This window comes from Robertmurraya kyonggiensis (assembly GCF_005116465.1).
In the GTDB taxonomy this organism is placed as follows: Bacteria; Bacillota; Bacilli; order Bacillales; family Cytobacillaceae; genus Robertmurraya; species Robertmurraya kyonggiensis.
The window spans coordinates 467611-490900 of the sequence record NZ_SWBM01000002.1; the positions used below are offsets into that span (position 1 = coordinate 467611).

Below are 23290 nucleotides of genomic sequence, written 5' to 3' on the forward strand. Positions count from 1 at the left end.
ATTTTAGAAACAGCATGGATAGAGTCAGCATGAAGGAGTCATGAAGACACTAATCTTAGCAACAGCATGAACAATGTCCGCATGAAGGAGTCATGAAGACACTAATGGCAGCAACAATATAAATAGAGTCCGCATGAGGGCGTCATGAAGACACAAATGAAAGCGACAACATGAACAGAGTCCGCATGAGCTCGTCATGAAGACACTAATGGGAGCAACAACATAAATAGAGTCCGCATGAGGACGTCATGAAGACACTAATGGCAGCAACAATATAAATAGAGTCCGCATAAGCTCGTCATGAAGACACTAATGCCAGCAGCCACATAAATAGAGTCCAGATGAACCAGTCATGTGGGCTCTAAATCCAGAAACTACATAAACAATGTCTTCATGCACCCTGGCCACGGTCTATAAATCTATCAGCAAGCCAAACTCCCCAAAAACCCCAAACACTTATCTACTCATTAATATTCTGCGCAAAGTTCGTTATCACAAACTTATTCGGAATAAAGCGAATTTCTGTATACTCAAATAGTTTTCCCATGTCTGTATAGACAATATTCTCCGCGGCACCTACACAATTATTGCCGTCTAAATCGAGGTACTCCATATCCTTAGCAATAGCTGTTTCGACCTTCAAAAACGTTTTTGCTGAAGCGATTTGGATTCCTATCGTTTCTCGGATATAACTATAAATCGAGCCGTGCGCAATTTCTTCCGTCAAATTCTCGACAATGTTTGCGCGAAAATAACTCGTATCATACATTACTCTCACTCCATCGACGATACGAATTCGCTCGATGAAATAAGCGGTTTCCCCTGCATCAAAGGATGTTCGTTCTGCTAAATCCTCATCTATTATTATTTCACGAAATGATTTCACAATAGATTTAGACTCCGATTTTTTGTTTGTATGTAAGGTGTTGAATCCCTGGAAGTTGCTCAAAGGTACGTACATATTGTCTTTCTTCGTACTCTCTAAAATCACAACGCCGCGCCCTTTAACGCTATACACAAGACCTTCTTCATTTAATTTTTGAATCGCACGACGCACGGTATTTCTACTCACATTAAATTCTTCAACGAGTGTCATTTCAGTCGGAAGAAGCATGGTATCAGAGTAATAATCATTTGCAATCCGAGCTTTTAGAATTTCGTATATATGTAAAAATTTATTCTGAGCCATAAAAAATTCCCCCAATATGTAATGGACACTCTCATTATAGTACACTGGAAAAACCTTATCAATTACGGAACTGCAAATTTGTTTAAACAAATCTCCGAAAACGCATTGACAATTTGTTTAAACAAATCTAAAATTCAAAGTGTAAAGCGTTTACAATATGGAGAGGGGATAGCGTCATGAACCATCATGAACTAGCGCAACAAATCGTTGACCGTGTGGGTGGTCCCACTAACGTTATTAAAGTAATTCATTGTATTACGAGATTAAGATTTTTCTTAAAAGATGAAACAATTGCCAACACAGAAGAAATTAACGAGTTAAAAGGGGTTATGAGTGTTGTTAAAAGTGGGGGCCAATATCAAGTCGTTATTGGTAGCCTAGTCGGTGCAGTGTACTCAGAAGTTATCGACATTCTAGGTGCAAAATTCTCTGGCGAAGAGACTCAACAAGAAGAAGTACTAGTAACTGAAAAAAAGAAAAACGTCTTCAACCGCTTTTTGGAAACGTTGACAGGAACGATTACACCAGTCATCGGACCGTTAGCAGCAGCGGGTATTTTAAAAGGAATTCTAGCACTACTTACTATTTTTAAACTAATTACTGCAGAGTCGGGCGCGTATTTATTGCTTAATGCTCTAGCAGACGCACTATTCTACTTTTTTCCTATTTTACTTGGATTTTCAGCAGGTAAAAAACTTAAAACAAATCCTTACATTCCAGCGATTATTGGAGCGGCACTTGTCCATCCAACAGTCGTAGCACAACTTGCCAACGTCGATTTAGACTTCTTTGGAATTCCAGTTGTGCTCATGAACTATTCGTCATCCGTATTCCCAGTTCTAGTGGCTGCTTGGTTATGTTCTTACGTTGAAAAATGGTTGAACAAAAAGTTACCTAGTGCAACTCAATTAATTTTGACTCCACTTTTTACAATGCTCGTAGTTGGAGTGTTAACTTTCCTATTAATTGGACCAGTCATCACATTCTTAAGTGGACAATTAGCAACAGTCGTATTCTGGATTTACAACTTAAGCCCGATGATTACAGGCTTCATTCTCGGTGGATTCTGGCAAATTCTTGTTATCTTCGGTTTACATTGGGGGATGCTTCCGATCTCAATCGGAAACTTCATGGCCAATGGACATGACCCATTACTTGCAATCTTAGCAGTATCAATCTTCTGTCAGCTTGGTGCAGCGCTTGGAATGCTGATCAAGACAAAGGATCCAATTCAAAAAGAAATCGCAGCAGGTGCAACGATTTCAGCCATGTTTGGGGTTACTGAACCAACGTTATACGGTATTTGTTTGAAGTTTAAAAGAGTTCTTTGGTTCTCCATTATTGGTGGTGGAATCGGTGGCGCAATTATGGGCGCGATGAATGCAGAAGCTTATGGCGTTGCTGGTGGTGTCTTCAGTTTATTTGGCGGAATTAATCCAGCAGGAATCGACCACAGCTTCTATGCAATGTTGATTTCATTTGTTGTCGCAGTATTCGGTACAGCAGCATTAGTTTTCATTTTTGGATATGAAAAAAGAAAGAAAAAAGGTGAAATGTAATGATATTTCGTTCGATTGACTTGCCGAACTTTGGTTATAGCGAAAAGAATGCTCAACTAGACACGTATATTCAACAAAAGGTAACCATCGATCCAGACTATCGAATGCCTGCTATCATTATCTGCCCTGGTGGTGGATATGAATTTATCTCGAATCGAGAATCTGAACCAATGGCCCTTTCATTTGCGGCACAAGGTTATCAAGCGTTTGTCTTGAATTATTCGATTATCAACAAAGAGAGTAAAGAAGAACTTTTACCATACCCATTATTGGAGCTTGGCTATACGGTGAAATACATTCGTGAACATGCCGACGAATGGAATATCGACCCGAATAAAATTGTCTTATTAGGCTGCTCGGCTGGTGGTCATTTAAGTGCACTCTATAATGGCGTTTGGCAGCAAGAGTGGTTAGCAGAGAAATTACAAACTTCAACTGAAAATTTGAAGCCAAATGCAACAGTTCTCTGTTATGCACTAGTGAGCTTTGATACGATTACCATTCACCCAGCTCTTGCAGAGGCTGTGGAAAAAATAACGACAAATGAAGAGTATCGCCATGTCGATCAATTAGTAGGGGAGCAGACAAGCCCGACCTTCATTTGGCACACGGCAGCAGACGAGACGACGCCTGTAGAGAACGCTTGGGTATACGCAAGTCAATTATCCAAGCACAAGATTCCTTTTGAAACACATATTTTTCATAAAGGAAGACATGGCTTATCGTTAGCAGATAAGACTTCGTCCAAGCTACAAACATCGGATTATATTAATCCGCATGTAGCAAACTGGTTCCCGTTATGTATCGAATTTCTTGACGAGACTCTATAATAGTTAGGATGTTTCAACATGTTGAACAAGCACACGGTTGTTTATCAAATTTATCCGAAATCATATAAAGATAGTAACAACGATGGAATTGGGGATTTAAGAGGCGTAATCGAAAAATTAGATTATATAGAAGAGTTGGGAGCCAATTTAATTTGGCTCACCCCGTTCTTCGTCTCACCGCAAAACGATAACGGATACGATATTGCCGATTATTACAATATTGAGCCTTTGTATGGAAGTATGGCGGATGTTGAAGAGTTAATTGCCGAGGCTGGTAAAAGAGGCATCGATATCATGTTTGATATGGTTTTTAACCATACATCAACTGAACACGAATGGTTTCAAAAGGCTTTGCAAGGCGACCCAAAATACGTAGATTATTATATCTTCAAAGACAGCCCGACCAATTGGGAATCCAAATTTGGGGGTAATGCTTGGGAATACGTTCCTGCATTGGGAAAATACTATCTTCATTTGTTTGATCGAACGCAAGCGGACCTGAATTGGGACAACCCTGAAGTACGTGAAGAATTGAAAAAGATTGTCCGTTTTTGGATTGAAAAAGGGACTAAAGGTTTCCGATTTGATGTCATTAATTTGATTTCGAAGCCGTTTGTTTTTGAAGATGATCTAGATGGTGATGGTCGCAAGTTTTATACAGATGGTCCGCGCATTCATGAATTTCTGAAGGAACTGAGTTTGGATACGGGATTGAATGAGGATTTCATCGTGACAGTTGGGGAGATGTCTTCGACGACGATCGACAACTGTATTCGCTATTCGAATCCGGATGAAAAAGAATTAAGCATGTGCTTCAATTTTCATCATTTAAAGGTTGATTACAAGAATCAGCAGAAGTGGGAATTGCAGGATTGCGATTTTGAAGCATTGATGAATCTGCTTGTGAACTGGCAGGTCGAAATGGAAAAAGGCAATGGCTGGAACGCCGTGTTCTGGTGTAACCATGACCAGCCGCGAATTGTTTCGCGCTTCGGCAATGATGACAAATATCATAAAGAATCAGCAAAAATGCTGGCGACGATGGTACATTTTTTACGAGGAACACCATATGTGTATCAAGGGGAAGAAATCGGCATGACCAATGCCTATTTCGATAAGCTTGCGCAGTATAAAGATGTAGAGAGCTTGAATTACTATCTCATCCTGAAGCAAGCTGGAAAAACGGATGAAGAGATTTTTGAAATCCTCCAAGCTCGTTCGCGAGATAACGCGAGAACCCCAATGCAATGGGATGATACGGAGTATACTGGGTTTAGCGATGTAGAGCCTTGGATTCCGGTGATTCATAACTACGTGGATATCAATGTTGCGAATAGCTTGCAGGATGAGGATTCGATCTTCCATTATTATAAAAAGTTGATCTCTTTACGTAGGGAAATGGATGTTATTGCGTATGGTTCGTTTAGGCAAGTTTTGCAGGAGCAGCAAGAGATTTTTGCTTACCAAAGAACACTTAATAATGAGGAATTATTAGTGATGACGAATTTCTTTGAGCAGCCGGTAGAGGTCACAATGCGTGATGTGGAGATTGCGGGTTATGAGTTTTTGCTGTCCAACTACGAGGAACGTCCGTTAGAGCAAACGATGATCTTGGGGCCGTATGAGGCTGTAGTGTTCTATAAGAAGTAATCAAGAGCGAAGCTGTCCCAAAGAAGGGTAAATACCTGTTTTGGGAGGGCTTCGCTTTTTATTTTATAGGGCTCATGAAGACACTAATCGAAGTAAGCTGGTAAATAGAGTCCGCAAGAAGGTCCCATGAAGACACAAATCGAAGGAGCCTGGTAGATAGAGTCCGCATGAAGAGCTCATGAAGACACAAATCGAAGGAACCTGGTAGATAGAGACCGCATGAAGGTCCCATGAAGACACAAATCGAAGGAACCTGGTAGATAGAGTCCGCATGAAGAGCTCATGAAGACACAAATCGAAGCAAGCTGGTAGATAGAGTCCGCAGGCCAAGTTCATAAAGACACTAATCAAAGTAGCCCCGCAAATAGTGTCTGCATACTCGGCCCATAAAGACAATATCCCGAGAAATCCACTAAACTATGTCCACATGAAGCCGGACTCCTGTAAAAATCCACACCCCCTAAGCCTTCAGCCTCCCACAAAAGTTGTCACTCTACTTTGGAAGTGGTAATATTAATACGAATATAGGATAAAAGAAACTTCTTAAAATAGACAATTGGAGAGAGGATTAAACCTTTCTTTTTTACATTTTTTGAGTAGGGCACTTGCTTTACTTTTGACACAAAGGAGCGTATTCAATGCTTGGAATGTTAAATAAGGTATTTGATCTGAACAAACGTGAAATTAAACGTCTAACAAAAATGAGTGAAGAAATCGAAGCACTAGCTTCGCAAACGGCCGCTTTGAGTGACGATGAACTCCGCCAAAAAACGGAAGAATTCAAAGCGCGTTATGAAAAAGGGGAAACACTCGAGGACCTTTTAACCGAAGCATTTGCTGTCGTTCGCGAAGGAGCCAAGCGTGTTCTTGGTCTATATCCTTATCCGGTACAGCTAATGGGGGGGATTGCCCTTCATGAAGGTAACATCGCTGAGATGAAAACAGGGGAAGGTAAAACCTTAACAGCGACAATGCCTATTTACTTAAACGCCCTATCTGGAAAAGGCGCCCACGTTGTAACAGTCAACGAATACTTAGCTAGTCGTGACGCGACAGAAATGGGTCAACTTTATCAATTCTTAGGCTTAACAGTTGGTTTGAACTCAAATGGTCTATCGAAGGAAGAAAAGCAGGAAGCGTATGCTTGCGATATTACGTATAGCACGAACAATGAGCTTGGCTTTGACTATCTTCGTGACAACATGGTTCTTTATAAGGAACAAAAGGTTCAACGCCCGCTTAATTTTGCGATTATCGATGAGGTCGACTCCATCTTAATTGATGAAGCGAGAACGCCATTAATCATTTCGGGTTCTGCGCAAAAGTCGACTGCACTATACATTCAAGCGAACGCTTTTGTCCGCACATTGAAAAAAGAAGAAGATTACACATATGATGAGAAAACAAAAGGCGTTCAGTTGACTGAAGACGGGATTTCTAAGGCTGAAAAGGCTTTTGGCATTGAGAACCTGTTTGATATCCGTCATGTAGCCTTGAACCATCATATTGGTCAAGCATTAAAAGCACATGCGAGCATGCATTTAGACGTCGACTATGTTGTTCAAGATGGCGAAATCGTCATTGTTGACCAATTTACAGGTCGTCTGATGAAAGGTCGTCGCTATAGTGATGGTTTGCACCAAGCGATCGAAGCCAAAGAGGGTCTTGAGATTCAAAACGAAAGCATGACGCTTGCATCGATCACGTTCCAGAACTTTTTCCGTATGTACAACAAGCTTTCTGGTATGACTGGTACAGCGAAGACGGAAGAAGAGGAATTCCGCAACATTTACAATATGAATGTTATCGTGATTCCGACGAACAAGCCAATTGCTCGTGATGACCGTCCGGACTTAATTTATGCGTCTATGGATGGAAAATTCCGTGCAGTAGTTGAGGATATCGCTGATCGTCATAAAAAAGGACAGCCTGTTTTAGTTGGTACAGTAGCGATTGAAACGTCAGAGCTAATTTCCAAGTACTTAACGAAAAAAGGCATCCAGCATAATGTCTTGAATGCCAAAAACCATGGTCGTGAAGCCGAAATCATTGCGAACGCTGGTGAGCAAGGTGCTGTAACGATTGCGACAAACATGGCTGGTCGTGGTACCGACATCAAGCTTGGCGAAGGTGTTATCGAGCTTGGTGGTTTAGCGGTTATTGGTACAGAACGTCATGAATCCCGTCGTATCGACAATCAGCTTCGCGGACGTTCTGGGCGTCAAGGAGACCCAGGTATTACGCAGTTCTATCTTTCAATGGAAGATGAGTTGATGCGCCGTTTCGGTTCTGACAACATGAAGGCTATGATGACGCGTCTTGGCATGGACGATTCTCAGCCAATCCAAAGTAAAATGGTGTCTAAAGCGGTTGAATCAGCGCAGAAACGTGTCGAAGGAAACAACTTTGATGCTCGTAAGCAGCTATTATCGTATGATGACGTTCTTCGTCAGCAACGTGAAATCATCTACAAGCAACGTAACGAAGTACTTGAGTCTGAAAATCTTCGTGACATCCTTGAAAACATGATTCTTAGCAGCTTAAGTCGTCATGTTGAGGCATTTACGCCAAGACATGATGATCCAGAAACATGGAATCTTCAAGGGCTCATCGACTACGTGAACGGAAACCTTTTACACGAAGGTGATGTGACGGTAGACAATATCCGTGGCAAGGATACGGACGAAATTATCGACCTTATTTTTGCGAAGGTTAAAGAGAATTATGATGAAAAAGAAAATCAGCTTGCTGAAGAGCAAATGCGCGAGTTTGAGAAGGTTGTTCTTCTACGTGCGGTTGATTCGAAGTGGATTGATCATATCGACCAAATGGATCAGCTTCGCCAAGGAATTCATCTTCGTGCGTACGGTCAAATTGACCCACTGCGCGAATATAATCGAGAAGGCTTTGCGATGTTCGAGGAAATGGTCTTGGCGATTGAGGATGACGCTGCTAAGTACGTGATGAAGGCTGAAATCCGCAATAACCTTGAGCGTGAAGAAGTTGCGAAGGGCCAAGCGGTGAATCCGAAGGAAGACGGCGAAAAAGTGAAGAAGAAGCCTGTCGTGAAGGCAATGGATGTTGGTCGTAACGATCCATGTATTTGCGGAAGCGGCAAGAAATATAAAAACTGTTGTGGTAAGATTTCATAAGATTTGAGGGTCGGGGTGCCGGCTCTCTTTTTCTGAAATGACTTTTTTGAAAAAAATACGAGGTGACATAGATGGAATTAGCAGATATTCGTCATGAGTTAGAAAATACAGCTAAGAAATTAGCGGACTTTAGGGGGTCTCTTTGACTTAGAAAACAAAGAGGCGCGCATTGCCGAGCTTGAGGATGAAATGCTTCAGCCGGAGTTCTGGAATGACCAACAAGCTGCACAAGCGGTTATTAGTGAATCTAATGGGTTGAAGGACCAGGTTCATGAATTTCATGATTTGAATGAAACGTTTGAAAACCTTGAATTAACGTATGAGTTAGTGAGGGAAGAAAACGATGACGAGCTTATGGCTGAACTCATCGAAGAGATGCAGGATTTAATGAAGCGAATGAGTGAATATGAGTTACAGCTTCTTTTAAGTGAACCATATGATAAAAATAATGCTATTTTAGAATTGCATCCAGGTGCAGGTGGTACCGAGTCTCAAGACTGGGGCTCCATGCTTCTTCGCATGTACACCCGTTGGGCGGAGAAAAAAGGCTTCAAAGTGGAAACGATGGATTACCTGCCTGGTGATGAAGCGGGAATTAAGAGTGTTACTCTTTCCATTAAGGGCCACAATGCTTATGGTTATTTGAAGGCGGAAAAAGGGGTTCACCGTTTGGTCCGTATTTCTCCGTTCGATTCTTCAGGTCGCCGTCATACTTCATTCGTTTCTTGTGAAGTAATGCCGGAAATGAATGAAGAGATTGAAATTGAGATTCGTACAGAGGATTTGAAAGTTGATACGTACCGTGCAACAGGTGCCGGTGGTCAGCATATTAATACAACCGATTCAGCGGTACGTATTACCCATCTTCCAACAGGTGTTGTTGTTCAGTGTCAAAATGAACGTTCTCAGATTAAGAACCGTGAAGCTGCAATGAAAATGCTTCAAGCGAAGCTTTACCAGAAGAAGATTGAAGAGCAGGAAGCTGAGCTTGCGGAAATCCGTGGCGAGCAAAAGGATATCGGCTGGGGAAGCCAGATTCGTTCTTACGTCTTCCATCCATATTCTATGGTAAAAGATCACCGTACCAACACTGAAAGCGGAAACGTTCAAGGGGTAATGGACGGCGATTTGGATCCGTTTATTAATGCATATTTACGTTCGAAATTGAGTTTATCTTAATTGATATGGCCTTCACCAAATTGGTGGAGGTTTTTCTTTTTGCATAGTTCTCTGTTTGTTTACCTCGTTAAAACGTCAATTTATCAACATTTACACCATTTGGGGTCCGTGATATACTCACTGACGGTATTGTGAATACATAAACGAGATATCCTAAGCAAAAGGAGAATGACAACATGTTTAATCGTAAAAGAAATCATACATCTAATCCTCGGATCGAAAAAATATTCGAGTACATATACATCCTATTGGGCTCGGCCATCATCGCCTTGTCATTTAATTTATTTCTTCTTCCAAATCAGATTGCCTCTGGTGGAGTGAGCGGAATTAGTACGATCACTGATTCGGTTTTCGGCTGGGAGCCTGCCTATGTGCAGTGGGCTTTTAATATTCCTTTATTTATTGCTGGAGTGATTTTATTAGGAAAGCAGTTTGGGTTTAAAACGCTAATTGGCACAATCTTTTTACCATTCGTTGTTTTTTTATCAAACGATATGGAACCGTGGACGAATGATCCGTTACTAGGAGCACTTTTTGGCGGAATTGGTATCGGGTTAGGACTAGGAATTGTTTTTCTAGGAAAAGCTTCGACAGGTGGAACGGATTTAGCAGCACAAATTATTAATAAATTTACGGGGCTTTCATTAGGGACATGCGTTGCGCTCATTGATGGGCTGATCGTGCTAACGGCTGCGATTGTTTTTGATATCGAGCGTGGATTGTATGCGTTAATTGCCCTTTATGTGACGAGTAAAACAATTGATTTGGTGCAGATTGGACTAGGGCGTTCGAAGATGGTCATGATCATAACGGGGAAACAAGCGGAAGTTCGCGAAGGAATTTTGAATAAAATTGATAGAGGTGTGACAAAACTATCAGCATACGGTGGTTATACTGATGAAGAACGTCCAACTCTCATGTGTGTCGTCGATCAAACCGAATTCACTAAATTGAAACAATTAGTGAAAAGCATTGATTCCACTGCGTTTGTCGTGGTTATGGATGCTTCAGAGGTCCTGGGTGAGGGTTTCAAACGGGCATAGAATTGGTATAATTAGGACGTATATGCATGATATTCCTTGAGGGGGAGTTACTATTGAAAAAGAAGCTTCTTGCTTTATTAATGGGTACGTCTCTAGTATTTGCTCTAGCAGCTTGTGGTGGAGATGACGAAGCTACTGACGATGGCGGTACTGGTGAAACTACTGAATCAACTGACTCATCTGGTGTTGATGCTGAACAGGTATTCAGTCAGTCTTGTGCAGCCTGCCATGGAGGAGATTTAACAGGCGGAGTGGGACCTGATATCTCAAAAGTGGGATCAAATTTATCTTCCGATGAAATCAAAACAATCATTCTAGAAGGTAGAGGCGCAATGCCAGCTCAAAATCTAGATGATGCTGAGGCTACTGCTGTAGCTGACTGGTTAGCAGCGAAAAAATAATAGCTACTACAAAAGAGACTATCTTAAAAGGGTTGTTAGCAACCTTTTTGGGAGGGTCTTTTTGTTTTATTAGGTTGGCGGGAGTCGAATGTTGTACAATTTTGGATATATCGTCGGTTTTCGGGAATTATCGCCAACATTTTCTGGGAAATAAACACGAAATACGGAAAATATCGACGAGGGGATACTTATACAGTATCAGTGAGTGCTCAAATACTGTTGGTTAAAGAGTATATCGGCGATTTTCCAGATTTATCGGCGAAAATAGAAATATATCGGCGAACAGCATTGAAGAAGAGTGTAACTTGACTTGGCTACCAATAGCATATCGGTCTTTATTTTGTTTTATCGGTCTACGTTGGAATATTTCGGTCTTTATCCAATTTTATCGGTCTTTATCGCAATATATCGGTCTTCGCACTACATATATCGGTCTTCACCCCCAAAAACAGGTAATCTCAAAATCACTTTCCTCCCCGCATTCACCGAGTTCACCAAATTGTTACAATTTACAGAACGTTGATTTAACAATGTTATCCTTGCTTTCCAATACGAATAGAGTGAGAACTAGGGGTTATAAATAACGTCGAGATTTGTATAATACAGGTAGATAGATTTAGTAGAGGAGGCGTGCGAATTGAAAAAGAAACTTCTAGCATTATTCATTGGTTCAGCTCTAGTTCTAGCCGCATGTGGTGGGGAAGACGAAGAGACAGAAAAGGAAACAGGTACAACAAATGAAGAAACCACAACGGCAAGTGTCGATGTGGACACGAAATTCCAACAAAAATGTTCCATGTGTCATGGGGTTAATCTTAATGATGGAAGAGGAGACGTGCCAGATTTAACGACGGTTGGTTCACGATTATCGAAAGAGGAAATCGAGGACGTCATCTTAAATGGTAGAGGTGCGATGCCAGGTGGACAACTTCAAGGTGAAGATGCATCCGCTGTTGCAGAATGGTTAGCAGCAAAGAAATAGATAGGGTCAGACATAAAGTAGGCCACTCTAAATATCATTATCCCAGAGTCAAGGAGTAATCCTTGGCTCTTTTTGACCATTTTCACACACAAAATCAGACAAATTTTTTAAATAGGTAGGAATATATAGGAAGAATGTTGTATATTTATAAAGGGAAAATATGCTCTAATTATGTCAAATTATAGCTTTTTTACCACTTTGAAAAGAAAATGTAATATTTTTTTAGGGTAAATCGACAAAATATGATGTTATAATAGTTTTGGTTACAAAAAAGGACAATGAATTTTTTATCTATAAAATATAGAAAGAACCTAAAGGTGATATAAATGATCGAAATGGAAGATGTATATAAGAAGTATCCAAACGGCGTCGTCGCCGCGAATGGAATCAATGTAAGCATCAAACAAGGCGAATTCGTTTATGTCGTTGGCCCAAGTGGTGCCGGAAAATCGACATTTATTAAAATGATGTATCGTGAAGAAAAGCCAAGCAAAGGTGCGATCATGATTGACGGTGTGAACCTTGCCAAGCTGAAAGAAAGCAAAGTACCTATTTTCCGTCGTAATCTGGGAGTCGTTTTCCAGGACTTTAAGTTGCTCCCTAAACTAACCGTGTACGAAAATGTGGCATTCGCTTTGGAAGTAATTGAAGAAAGCCCAAAGTACATTAAAAAGCGCGTTATGGAAGTGCTTGACCTTGTTGGTTTAAAGCATAAATCAAGAATGCTTCCAACTGAACTTTCTGGTGGAGAACAGCAAAGGGTATCCATTGCGCGTTCTATCGTTAACTCTCCAAAAGTAATGATTGCGGATGAGCCTACGGGTAACCTTGATCCAGAAACATCTTGGGAGATCATGAGAATTTTTGAAGAAATTAACACAAGAGGTACCACAATTGTAATGGCTACCCATAATAGAGAAATAGTGAACACAATTAGGCATCGCGTAATCGCCATTGAAAATGGTCAAATCATTCGTGATGAACAGCGAGGTGATTACGGATATGAAAGCTAGAACAATACGTCGTCATGTAAAAGAGTCTTTGAGAAACCTTGGTCGAAATGGCTGGATGACATTTGCGTCAGTCAGTGCTGTGACCGTAACACTCATGCTTGTAGGTGTATTTTTCGTCATTATGATGAATTTAAATAAAGTTGCAACCGATATTGAAGAGGATGTAAGAATCCGTGTCCATGTGGACATTGCTGCGACAAAAGAAGATCAGCAAGCACTTGAGGCTAAAATTAAACAGCTCGCCGATGTCGATACGGTTGAATATTCGTCAAAGGAAGCTGAGCTTGATAACTTAATTGCAAGCTTAGGGGATGAAGGGGAAGCTTTTAAGTTATTTGAACAGGACAACCCTCTATATGATGTATTTGTTGTTAAAACAAAGGAACCTGAACAATTAGAAAAAGTGGCAAAGCAAATTGAGAAATTTGAGTTTGCTTCAAAGGTAAAATATGGACAAGATGATGTTGATAAATTGTTCTCCTTTATCGGCACAAGTAGAAATGTGGGGATTATCCTCATTGTCGCATTGCTTTTCACAGCGATGTTCTTAATCTCTAACACAATTAAGATTACGATTGTGGCTAGAAGAAGAGAAATCGAAATCATGCGACTTGTTGGAGCGACGAACTCTTTTATCCGTTGGCCTTTCTTCATGGAAGGAATCATGATTGGGGTTCTTGGATCGGTTATTCCAATTGTCTTAATTAGCACGTTATATACGTATTCATATGACTATATTTCAGCTAAGCTGGAAGGTCATTTCATTCAATTATTAGAAATGAATCCATTTATGTACCAGGTTGCAGGCTTACTCATCTTACTAGGAGCATTCATTGGTATTTGGGGAAGTTTAATGTCTGTACGCAAGTTTTTAAAGATTTAATGGATAAGGATCGCCAGGGCTCACTTGGGATCCTTTTCTGATATACATATGCACGGGAAAGGAGAAAAATCAATCTTGAAAAAAACACTTTTAACCGTATCTGTAGCATCTGTATTAGGGTTTAGTAGTTTAGGAACGATTGACATTGCTTCTGCGAGCACAAAGATTAATAGTTTAAAAGAACAGAAGAGCGAGCTACAAGAGAAACAGGCTGAAGTCAATTCCCAACTTGATGAGAAAAATGATGCTCTTAAGGATGTTAAAAATGAGCAAGCAAGCGTCGATCAAGAGATTAAGCGTATTGACCTTGCTGTTGAAGATACTGAGGTGAAAATAAGCGAAAAAGAGAAACAAGTAACAGAAGCGGAAGCGAATATTAAAAAGCTTCAAGGTGAAATTGCTGTTTTAGAGGAACGAATTGCAAAGCGAAATGAGCTTTTAAAAGACAGAGCGCGTTCTTTCCAAGAAAATGGCCGTATCACCTATTTTGATGTGTTACTTGGTGCGAAAAGCTTTAGCGATTTTATCGACCGAATGGGAGCTGTTGCAGTTTTCGTTGCAGCGGACCAAGACATTTTAGCGGAACATAAAGCGGATAAAGATGAGCTTGAAGCAAAGCAGACAGAGATGGAAAATACGCTTGAGAGTCTGAAAAAGATGCAAGCTGATTTAGAATCGATGAAAAAATCTTTAGCTGCACAAAAGGCAGAAAAAGAAAAAGTAATGGAATCCTTAGAGCATGAAGAAGAGCATATGCATGCTGAAATGGCTGACTTAGAGGAAGCAGACAAGCTTCTTGCGGCTCAAAAAAAGGCGATCCAAAAAGCAATTGAGCTTGAGCAGAAGCGCCAAGCTGAAGCAGCGGCAAAAGCGAAGCAAAGTTCTTCAAATGGTGGCGGTGGCTCCGTGTCTGCACCACCGGTTTCTAGTGGAAACTTCACGAAACCAGCACAGGGCTATTTATCCTCTGGGTTTGGAATTCGTGAACGAAATGATCATAAGGGAATTGATATTGCGGCGAGCGGAACTGTACCGATTGTGGCTGCAGCCGATGGTGTCGTGATTCGTTCCTATTACTCTACTAGTTACGGAAACTGTATTTTTATCTCTCATTCTATTAATGGCCAAATTTATACAACGGTCTATGCTCATATGCGCCAACGTATTGCGAGCGAAGGACAAGTTGTCTCAAAGGGCCAGCAAATCGGGATTATGGGGAATACAGGAGCTTCATATGGGCAGCATCTTCACTTTGAGCTGCACAAAGGTGAATGGAATATGTCAAAATCAAACGCGATTAATCCTGTAGGGATTGTGCCGTTATAATAATCTGAGCGGGGGAAACATTGTTTCTCCTGCTTTTTTGTATTCAAGAAAATCCCAGTTGTTCAAATCAGGAAAATTCATAACTCGTCCCGTTCAAACATATAGTGAAGGGACAACTCTTTTTGAAGAACGGATGGAGGCTCTCAGCCACCGTGTATGTAAATCAACAGGTTGAACAGGAGGTAGAGGATGAAGCATAAATGGATTGCTCTATTTTTAGCATGCTCTTTTTTGTTAGGAGCCGGAAGTACCTATGCTATTTTAGAGTGGACTGGGGAAGAGGAGCAGACGAAGCAAAATGAGGAACCTGTAGAAAGTGATCTACCAAGTTTAGGAAAAGTAGAAAAAGCATATGACCTAATTTTAAACGGTTATGTGGAGGAAGTTGAGGAAGAGAAGCTTGTGGAGGGCGCCATAAAAGGGATGCTTTCTACCTTAGATGACCCGTATTCCGTCTATATGAACAAGGAAACGGCAGAACAATTTAATGAGACGCTCGAATCCTCTTTTGAAGGGATTGGCGCCGAAGTTGGCCTGGTCGATGGAAAAATTGTGATTGTCGCGCCATTTAAGGATTCTCCGGCTGAAAAGGCTGGTCTCAAACCGAATGACCGGATTTTATCAGTCGATGGGGAAAGTGTTGTTGGGCTTGACCTTTATGAAGCGACCTTGAAGATTCGCGGTGAAAAAGGATCGAAGGTGAAGCTTGAGATCGAGAGGCAGGGTCTGAAGGAGCCACTGATGGTTGAAGTGAAGCGTGATGAAATTCCACAAATCACCGTTTATAGTGAGATTAAGAAGCAGAACGGCAAAGATGTTGGCTATATGGAGATTACCTCTTTTTCTGAAGAAACAGCGAAGGAATTTACCAAGCAGCTGACCGATTTAGAGAAGAAGGGAATTGAGGGGCTTGTTATCGATGTACGCGGAAATCCTGGTGGTTTTTTGACAAGTGTCGAGGACATCCTGAAGGAATTCGTTTCGAAGGAAAAGCCGTTTGTGCAAATTGAGAAACGAAATGGCGAGAAGCTTCGTTATTTTTCTAGCCTGGAAAAAGATAAGCCGTATCCTGTCGCGGTTTTGATTGATAAAGGAAGCGCCTCCGCTTCAGAAATCTTGGCGGGAGCCCTAAAAGAGGCAGAAGGGTATACCTTGATTGGGGAAAAAACTTTCGGCAAAGGTACTGTGCAACAGCCTGTCCCAATGGGGGATGGCAGTAATATTAAGCTGACGATTTTCAAGTGGCTTACGCCAGATGGAAACTGGATTCATCAAAAAGGAATCGAGCCTGACCTTGAGGTGAAGCAGCCGGAGATTTTTCAGACGCATCCATTGCAGATTGAACAGGCGTTGACGAAGGATACGAATAATGATCAGGTTAAGAATGCTCAGCAAATGCTAGAAGGACTTGGGTTCACCCCTGGTCGTCAGGATGGCTATTTTGATGACGCCACGGAAACAGCAGTGAAAGCTTTCCAAAATCACAGAGGTCTCACGTCCAGTGGCCGAATTGATCAAGAGACAGCTACAGAGCTGCAAACGGCCATTATGGAGGAAATGAAGAAGGAACAAAATGACCTTCAGTTGCAAACCGCGTTAAGATATATTGCGAAGTAAATGATATGTGTGCCGCCGACCTCGTTCGGCGGTTTGTTTTTGTTTGGAGTTTTGGCGAGATGGCGTTGTGATGGGAGATAGTGCGGGAAATGCTGTGTGGGGTTTTACTGAAAATGGTAATTGGAATACCTGTTTTGGAGGCATACCTACTCAACAATGCCAAACTCCGGCGAAACTTAAGTATGAGCCCTTCCATGCGGACACTATTAGGAGGAGATCGGTGGATAGTGTCTTTATGAACCAGTCATGCGGACACTGTTATTCGGAAATCACAAGATAGTGTCTTCATGGGCTGTTCATGCGGACACTGTTAGAAGGATTTCAAGGAATAGTGTCTTCATGGGCCGTTCATGCGGACACTGTTAGAAGGATTTCAAGGAATAGTGTCTTCATGGGCTGTTCATGCGGACACTGTTAGGAGGATTTCAAGAAATAGTGTCTTCATGGGCCGTTCATGCGGACACTGTTAGGAGGAAATCAAAAGATAGTGTCTTCATGGGCCGTTCATGCGGACACTGTTAGGAGGAAATCAAGAGATAGTGTCTTCATGGGCCGTTCATGCGGACACTGTTAGAAGGATTTCAAGGAATAGTGTCTTCATGGGCTGTTCATGCGGACACTGTTAGAAGGATTTCAAGGAATAGTGTCTTCATGGGCTGTTCATGCGGACACTGTTAGCAGAATTTAATGGAGTAGTGTCTTCATGTCCGCTATTCAAACCCCATACCAATCGCAGCGAACTCCATCCAGCCAACTCCAAAAACCAAAACAACAAACAAAAAGCACCTACCACAATAGTAGGTGCCGCACTCCATCACACGAGCCAAACTCCATCCATAATCCACAATTCCTTACTGCCCAATCTTCTCCTTCGTCCAATTCCAGAGCCAGACTGTGTCATCCTTGAATTGCTCCATTACTTGTTTCCATTTTGGAGTCTCTTCCTTAATTACCTCTTTCAGAACTTCCGTTTTTTCCTTAATCGTTTCGGTGATTTTCGAATTGCCATTACCATCATCCGATGATTCCTCAACCTCAGAAGAACTATCACTAGCCCCAGCCAGACGAGCATTTACCGATTCCACAGCAAACTCACTCTCTTCAATATACGGCAAAGACTTTTCCATTATATCGTGGAAAATCGGCACGACATTGTCCGAGCTACTGTTGGATAAATAATGCTTTCGATCCGTTTGGTCGTATCCTAACCAAACCGCACCAACCACATTAGGGGTATACCCAACAAACCATTGATCCTTCGAGCCATTTACATCCTTGTATGGCAACTGAGTCGAACCCGTTTTCCCAGCAATCTCAACACCATCAATCTGAGCTGCTTCACCAGTTCCGGACTCTACGACATTTAATAGCATTGACGTCACTTCACGAGCAGTCGTTTTGGAAGTAACCTTCTTCGTTTCACCTTTATGCTCAGCAATCACATTTCCGGTCGGCCCGACAATTTCCGTAATCAAATGGCTATCATGGTATTTTCCTTCGTTTGCAAAAGTCGAGTAGGCTTCGGCCAACTTTACAGGAGAAATCCCTTTGTGCATTCCGCCTAACGCGATTCCTAAATATTTATCCTCATCGGTCAAAGGAATGCCGAATCGATTTAGTGCGTTAATTCCTTTTTCCAATCCCATTTCATTTAACAACCATACCGTTGCTGAATTGATTGAGTCTTGCGCTGCTTCGTACATTGGCACCTCACCACGATAAACGCCATCCGGGTTTGTCGGTGAATAGTTGCCGTATGTTTGCTTTTCATCTTTCAAGACCGAAGTAACCTCATAGCCTTCTTCAATCGCAGGCGTATAAACGGCCAATGGTTTCATTGTTGAACCTGGCTGAGCCTTTAAGTGTGTCGCTCGGTTAAAGCCGCGGAACACATAATCGCCACGACCCCCGACTAATCCAAGGATACCACCCGTTTTTGCATCAAGCATGACGGCGCCACTCTGCACAATCTCGCCGCCACGTCCGCGAGGGAACGTGGAATCCTTAGCATAGACCTCTTCCATTGACGATTGGATATTCTGGTCCATATTTGTATAGATTTTATAGCCTCTTGTTAAAATCTCTTCCTGTGTTAATCCGTATTCATTAATCGCTTCATCTAATACTGCATCCACGTAATAAGGATAGTCCCGCTTAATGAAGCTTCCGCCGCCATCTTCCAATTTAATCTCTTCAGCCTTAGCTGCCTTAAGCTCCTCGTCCGTAATAAAGCCCATATCCTTCATCCGGCCTAAAACAACATCTCTTCGTTCAAGGGCACGATCCATATGCTTATATGGGTCACGTGCAGAAGGGGACTGGAGAAGTCCAGCTAATAAAGCAGCTTCACTAATCGTGACATCTCCAATATCTTTATTGAAATATTTTTTCGACGCATTGCTAATTCCCCAAGCCCCACTTCCGAAATAGACCTGGTTAATATACATTTCCAGAATCTCGTCCTTTTTGTACGTCTTTTCAAGCTCTAATGCTAAAAATAGTTCCTCAGCCTTGCGTCGATACGTTTGCTCTGGAGAAAGCAAGGCGTTTTTCGCCAGCTGCTGCGTAATCGTACTTCCTCCGCCAGTGATTCTTCCGGCTAAAAGGTTTTTGAAAAACACTCGCACAATCCCTTGTAAATCAAAGCCGTTATGTTCATAAAAACGGTGGTCCTCAATTGCCACTACGGCATTTCGAACATGCTCGGGGATCTCCGAGCCACTCACACCTGACGTTCGATTCGTCGTGATGTTCGTTGCGACCTTGCCGTCCTTGTCATAAATGACGGTAGGTTGGTTTAAGCCAGCTTTCAATGATTCCACATTGGCTTGGCTCGCCAACACGGCAAAATAAATGATCGCAAAAAGAATAACGGATAAACCTAATAATAGTAATATTTGTGTAAAATGCATTTTCTTCCAAAAACGCACGAATTGTTCCCAATAGGGTCTTAATCTTTCCATATTTATCTCCCGTTTCAATCATTCTCGTCCTACAAATAAAAACAATCTTTCTCATGATATGAAGTCTTCAAAAATTTAGACCAGTAATTTGGTTATCTCTCATTATACATCAAAGGAAAGCAGTGCATAGTCACTATAATAGACATCATTATAGATCAATCTTTTAGATAGATACAGAATAGAAGACTGGTCTTTTACATATAAATGATGAAAAATCGTCGAAAAGGACTATGAATTTTAAGATTTGTAATATAACCCCCGATTAAATTACAAAATGTCTGATTGAAATTCGCAGAATATTCTTCTTTAGACCTATCTCTATCTCCGTCTTTCTACCTTCCTAATATTTTGAAATCAAGATAAAGATAGGAATATTCTCATAGTGGTTAATAGTTGAATAGATGGGAGAATTTGACGAAATTGTGAATGGATGTTAGTTAATATATAGGACTTTAGGTTAAAAATGGAAAATTATATTTATATAGAATTTGCTAGATACATAACACTAGAGCATATGACAAAGGGGAGATATGAACTTGAAATTCATTCGCATTCTTTTTATTTTCGCAGCATTACTCTTGATTACGGCTTGTGCTGACAAGGAAGCAAAGAAAGAGCAAAAAGAGGAAGTTGTTGAGGCGGTCAAGCAGGAAAAGAAAGAGAAAGAGAACGTGGAGTACCCAGTAGCGGCTACCACTCCAGAGGAGATTGTTCAGCAATCCAAGGGAATAAAGGCAGCCAGTGTGACAAAAGAGCTTATGGCTGATTTTGAAGCAGAGGGAATGACCCCAGATGAAATCTACAATGGTCTCGTCCATTGGTTTGCACAGGATTATCAAGACGCATATGCACAGCTTCGTGACTTCGATCCTGATTATGGGGAACTGGATATCACAAAAGGCGAAGAGAACAAGGTTAAAAATATTGCGATCCATTTGGATTCTAGTGGAAGTATGGCTGCAGCAGTACCTGGCGGGATCAAAATGGATCTCTCGAAAGGCGCATTAAAGCAATATGCATCAGGGTTGCCAAGTGACAGCTTGATCTCGTTACGCGTGTATGGTCACAAAGGAACGGGGAACGATTCGGATAAGGCGTTATCTTGTTCAAGCACGGAAATGATGTATACAGCGAGTACATACAATGAAGCGACATTCTCTAGTGCCTTAGAAAAATTTAAGCCGAGTGGCTGGACGCCTCTTGCAGCCTCGATTCAAAAAGCGTATGAGGATTTAAAAGCAACAGCCACCGATCAAACGGAAAACATTTTATTCGTGGTCAGCGATGGAATTGAAACCTGTGGTGGAAATCCAGTGGAGGAAGCTCGTAAACTAGCAGAATCTGATTTGAACATTAAGGTCAATATCATCGGGTTTAACGTAGATGATGCTGGCCAGCGGCAGTTGAAGGAAACAGCGGAAGCAGGGAATGGGGAATATTTTACCGTCAATTCCAATATTGATTTGACGAATACGATTGATCAATTGCTGACAGATGCAAGAAAGAATTATGAGAGCAACTTTAAAAAGGCTGGATTAGGTACAAAGGTTAACTTTCGACTAGTGGAGATAACGGATGAAATTGCTGATTTAGGTTATGAATTTAACGATGTTATTGAAGAGGAAAACAGCCTTTTGTCTGACGCAGCGTATGAGCTCAACTTAGCAGAAAAGATTTCGGAAGAAGACCATGCTGCCATTGAACAATTGATTGAACAGCGTTATGAGAGTCTTCGCCAATTCAAGGAAACGTTGCTTCAAGAAGCCAATGAGAAAAATGAACTGAAACATCAAGAACTTATATCAATCATCACTAATAGCTAAGGTTGTTTTTGTGGAGGTTGTGGTTTTTCTTAAAAAACTTAAAGCCGATAGGTGTTCCCATTTAACCGGAGAAATTCCGTTTATTTTGAAATATATATAAGGATTAGGTGAAATAGACGGAGATTTTCCGCTTAAATGACCTAACCAATCTTAAAATCACGAAAATGGATAGCTTAACCGGAAAAATTCCGCTTGTTTGTAAGGAAATAGGTAAATTTCTTGATTTAGCCGGAGTTTTTCCACCTATTTTTCAATGAAATAATTTTAACAGAGCTAATATCAAAAGCAACCAAGTTTGAGAAAAGAGCCATTGCTAAAGAAAGGAGTGCGTCCATGCAGGTCGTTGTCGATGAATCATTAGGATTACCAAGTGAAGTGGTGAAGGGTGCCATCATTAAAAAAGCGAGGCTGAAAAATGATGCATCTTTACCTGTGGTTGTTCAAAAGGAAACGGGTGGGCTTATCGCCAAAAAGCTCACATTGGAAAAAAGGAGTAAAGAGTTAGAGATAGAGGAAATGACTGAGCTTTTAGAGCAGCATGAAGAGATTCTTTATGTATACGATGCTCATGTTATCAATGAAGGCTGGTTGAGACGATTACGGACGTGGGTGTATCCGAATCGGAAGCTGTTCTTGCTAGATGGTTCAGACAATCGTGCCTTTACCATCTATTTTTTAGAGAAATTAAAAGAAAAATCTCTTGAGGAACTCTATCGTTCCAGTCCACATCAGAATAAAAAGTTCACCCTCACCAATGATTCAAAATATCAATCTAATTATCTACTTTTAAAAAAACTCAAACAAAAGCAGTACTATCTTTTTGAGAATAAGAGACAGGTCAAGATTGTTTCTGGGAAGAAGCAGGATTTGTTGGAACAATTCTTGAGTTTGCCTTCGCGAGAAATCTACATAGCATCTAGAAATCCGATTTCGCACAGTAATAACACCGTGAAATTTTATGAGTTAGAAAAGCATAGTCTTCCTGTTTGTTCAGATCAGACAGATATTTATATTCCACAATATGAAAACATGTAACGGAGTGACGGATGAATGATAGATGCAAAGCGTAAAGCCATTATTTTCTTAACGATTTCATTTTTATTAGCCGTTGTAACGGCAGGACTCATACTCGTACAAATTAATGAAGCACAAACAAAGCTTGGAAAGACGGTTCAGGTAGCGGCAGTATCGAAAAGTATTCAGTCGTATCATGAAATTGGTGATGCGGATGTCACTTGGGTGGAAATGCCTGCTACAAGCGCCTATGAATCTTTTATTACGAACGAACAAGAGCTCGAGGAAGCTATTTCAGTGGTTAATTTAGAAGAAGGTGAGCTCCTAACGAACTCTCTCGTCAGGAAAAAGCTAGACATTCCTGCGAATGAAAGAGTTGTTTGGTTAAATGCGACAGAAATTGTTCTGATTGATCAGCAGGTCGCTGAAGGCGATCGTGTCGATATCGTCATCGTGACGAAGAATGCGGAGGAACAGTTAGAAACGAAGCGTATGTTAGAGAATATCCCGGTGGTTCAAATCGAAGAGCAAGCAGAAGGTGCGCCAAGGGTGAAGGTGGCCCTCCCGATTGAGGACGCTGAATCCGTGATTCATTATCAAAATGCAGCTGTGCAAATTCGTGTTCTTAGAGTAAATCAAGCTTCTGCAGGAACCGAAGGGGTCTAG

The 23290-nt window shown here is 41.3% G+C and carries 17 protein-coding genes; 15 read left to right on the plus strand and 2 right to left on the minus strand.

Annotated features, from left to right (window positions below; translation table 11 throughout):
* Positions 1-460: 460 nt before the first annotated feature.
* The gene (locus tag FA727_RS13445; protein WP_136831591.1) at positions 461-1189 is read right to left on the minus strand and encodes a GntR family transcriptional regulator; all 729 of its coding nucleotides are present in this window, start codon (positions 1187-1189) and stop codon (positions 461-463) included.
* Positions 1190-1365: 176 nt separating this feature from the next.
* Between FA727_RS13445 and FA727_RS13450 the strand changes: the two genes are divergently transcribed.
* From FA727_RS13450 to FA727_RS13505, 12 genes are all read left to right on the plus strand, one after another.
* Positions 1366-2748: a PTS transporter subunit EIIC gene (locus tag FA727_RS13450; protein WP_136831593.1), complete on the plus strand. Its 1383-nt coding sequence runs from the start codon at positions 1366-1368 to the stop codon at positions 2746-2748.
* On the plus strand, positions 2748-3578 hold the full coding sequence (locus FA727_RS13455; protein ID WP_136831595.1) for an alpha/beta hydrolase: 831 nt from the start codon (positions 2748-2750) through the stop codon (positions 3576-3578). The genes FA727_RS13450 and FA727_RS13455 overlap by 1 nt, the downstream gene beginning before the upstream one ends.
* Before the next feature lie 18 nt (positions 3579-3596).
* The gene (gene treC / locus FA727_RS13460; protein ID WP_136831597.1) at positions 3597-5228 is read left to right on the plus strand and encodes an alpha,alpha-phosphotrehalase; all 1632 of its coding nucleotides are present in this window, start codon (positions 3597-3599) and stop codon (positions 5226-5228) included.
* 638 nt (positions 5229-5866) lie between these two features.
* A complete protein-coding gene (gene secA / locus FA727_RS13465) occupies positions 5867-8380 on the plus strand; it encodes a preprotein translocase subunit SecA (RefSeq protein WP_136831599.1) in 2514 nt (837 codons plus the stop codon).
* 71 nt (positions 8381-8451) lie between these two features.
* A protein-coding gene (prfB, locus tag FA727_RS13470; protein WP_136831601.1) for a peptide chain release factor 2 occupies positions 8452-9559 on the plus strand; the annotation gives its coding sequence in 2 pieces (ribosomal slippage) (positions 8452-8523 and positions 8525-9559; 1107 coding nt in all).
* A 176-nt stretch (positions 9560-9735) separates the two neighbouring features.
* The gene (locus FA727_RS13475; protein WP_136831603.1) at positions 9736-10602 is read left to right on the plus strand and encodes a YitT family protein; all 867 of its coding nucleotides are present in this window, start codon (positions 9736-9738) and stop codon (positions 10600-10602) included.
* Positions 10603-10655: 53 nt separating this feature from the next.
* Entirely contained in the window at positions 10656-11003 is a 348-nt protein-coding gene (gene cccB / locus FA727_RS13480; protein WP_136831605.1) for a cytochrome c551, read from the plus strand.
* 637 nt (positions 11004-11640) lie between these two features.
* Entirely contained in the window at positions 11641-11985 is a 345-nt protein-coding gene (cccB, locus tag FA727_RS13485; RefSeq protein WP_136831608.1) for a cytochrome c551, read from the plus strand.
* 326 nt (positions 11986-12311) lie between these two features.
* Positions 12312-12998: a cell division ATP-binding protein FtsE gene (gene ftsE, locus FA727_RS13490; RefSeq protein ID WP_136831610.1), complete on the plus strand. Its 687-nt coding sequence runs from the start codon at positions 12312-12314 to the stop codon at positions 12996-12998.
* The gene (gene ftsX, locus FA727_RS13495; protein ID WP_136831612.1) at positions 12988-13881 is read left to right on the plus strand and encodes a permease-like cell division protein FtsX; all 894 of its coding nucleotides are present in this window, start codon (positions 12988-12990) and stop codon (positions 13879-13881) included. The genes ftsE and ftsX overlap by 11 nt, the downstream gene beginning before the upstream one ends.
* A gap of 75 nt (positions 13882-13956) precedes the next feature.
* Positions 13957-15207 (plus strand): murein hydrolase activator EnvC family protein, encoded by a 1251-nt coding sequence (locus FA727_RS13500; RefSeq protein ID WP_136831614.1) that lies wholly within the window; start codon positions 13957-13959, stop codon positions 15205-15207.
* Positions 15208-15396: 189 nt separating this feature from the next.
* Entirely contained in the window at positions 15397-16824 is a 1428-nt protein-coding gene (locus FA727_RS13505; protein WP_136831616.1) for a S41 family peptidase, read from the plus strand.
* 851 nt (positions 16825-17675) lie between these two features.
* Here the strand turns inward: FA727_RS13505 and FA727_RS13510 are convergent.
* Positions 17676-19787, minus strand: coding sequence for a transglycosylase domain-containing protein (locus FA727_RS13510; RefSeq protein WP_136831618.1), 2112 nt, complete (start codon positions 19785-19787; stop codon positions 17676-17678).
* Positions 19788-20323: 536 nt separating this feature from the next.
* Between FA727_RS13510 and FA727_RS13515 the strand changes: the two genes are divergently transcribed.
* The 3 genes from FA727_RS13515 to FA727_RS13525 all read left to right on the plus strand — a co-directional run bounded on the left by FA727_RS13515 (position 20324) and on the right by FA727_RS13525 (position 23290).
* On the plus strand, positions 20324-21610 hold the full coding sequence (locus FA727_RS13515) for a VWA domain-containing protein (protein ID WP_158318865.1): 1287 nt from the start codon (positions 20324-20326) through the stop codon (positions 21608-21610).
* Positions 21611-21943: 333 nt separating this feature from the next.
* Positions 21944-22645: a hypothetical protein gene (locus FA727_RS13520; protein ID WP_136831622.1), complete on the plus strand. Its 702-nt coding sequence runs from the start codon at positions 21944-21946 to the stop codon at positions 22643-22645.
* A gap of 15 nt (positions 22646-22660) precedes the next feature.
* Complete coding sequence (locus tag FA727_RS13525) at positions 22661-23290, plus strand: SAF domain-containing protein (RefSeq protein WP_136831624.1); 630 nt, start codon at positions 22661-22663, stop codon at positions 23288-23290.

Excerpts from the sequence above, each read along its gene's own strand:
- FA727_RS13445 (WP_136831591.1), bottom strand. The coding sequence starts at position 1,189 with ATGGCTCAGAATAAATTTTTACATATATACGAAATTCTAAAAGCTCGG.
- FA727_RS13450 (WP_136831593.1), top strand. The coding sequence starts at position 1,366 with ATGAACCATCATGAACTAGCGCAACAAATCGTTGACCGTGTGGGTGGT.
- FA727_RS13455 (WP_136831595.1), top strand. The coding sequence starts at position 2,748 with ATGATATTTCGTTCGATTGACTTGCCGAACTTTGGTTATAGCGAAAAG.
- treC (WP_136831597.1), top strand. The coding sequence starts at position 3,597 with ATGTTGAACAAGCACACGGTTGTTTATCAAATTTATCCGAAATCATAT.
- secA (WP_136831599.1), top strand. The coding sequence starts at position 5,867 with ATGCTTGGAATGTTAAATAAGGTATTTGATCTGAACAAACGTGAAATT.
- FA727_RS13475 (WP_136831603.1), top strand. The coding sequence starts at position 9,736 with ATGTTTAATCGTAAAAGAAATCATACATCTAATCCTCGGATCGAAAAA.
- ftsE (WP_136831610.1), top strand. The coding sequence starts at position 12,312 with ATGATCGAAATGGAAGATGTATATAAGAAGTATCCAAACGGCGTCGTC.
- ftsX (WP_136831612.1), top strand. The coding sequence starts at position 12,988 with ATGAAAGCTAGAACAATACGTCGTCATGTAAAAGAGTCTTTGAGAAAC.
- FA727_RS13505 (WP_136831616.1), top strand. The coding sequence starts at position 15,397 with ATGAAGCATAAATGGATTGCTCTATTTTTAGCATGCTCTTTTTTGTTA.
- FA727_RS13510 (WP_136831618.1), bottom strand. The coding sequence starts at position 19,787 with ATGGAAAGATTAAGACCCTATTGGGAACAATTCGTGCGTTTTTGGAAG.
- FA727_RS13520 (WP_136831622.1), top strand. The coding sequence starts at position 21,944 with ATGCAGGTCGTTGTCGATGAATCATTAGGATTACCAAGTGAAGTGGTG.
- FA727_RS13525 (WP_136831624.1), top strand. The coding sequence starts at position 22,661 with ATGATAGATGCAAAGCGTAAAGCCATTATTTTCTTAACGATTTCATTT.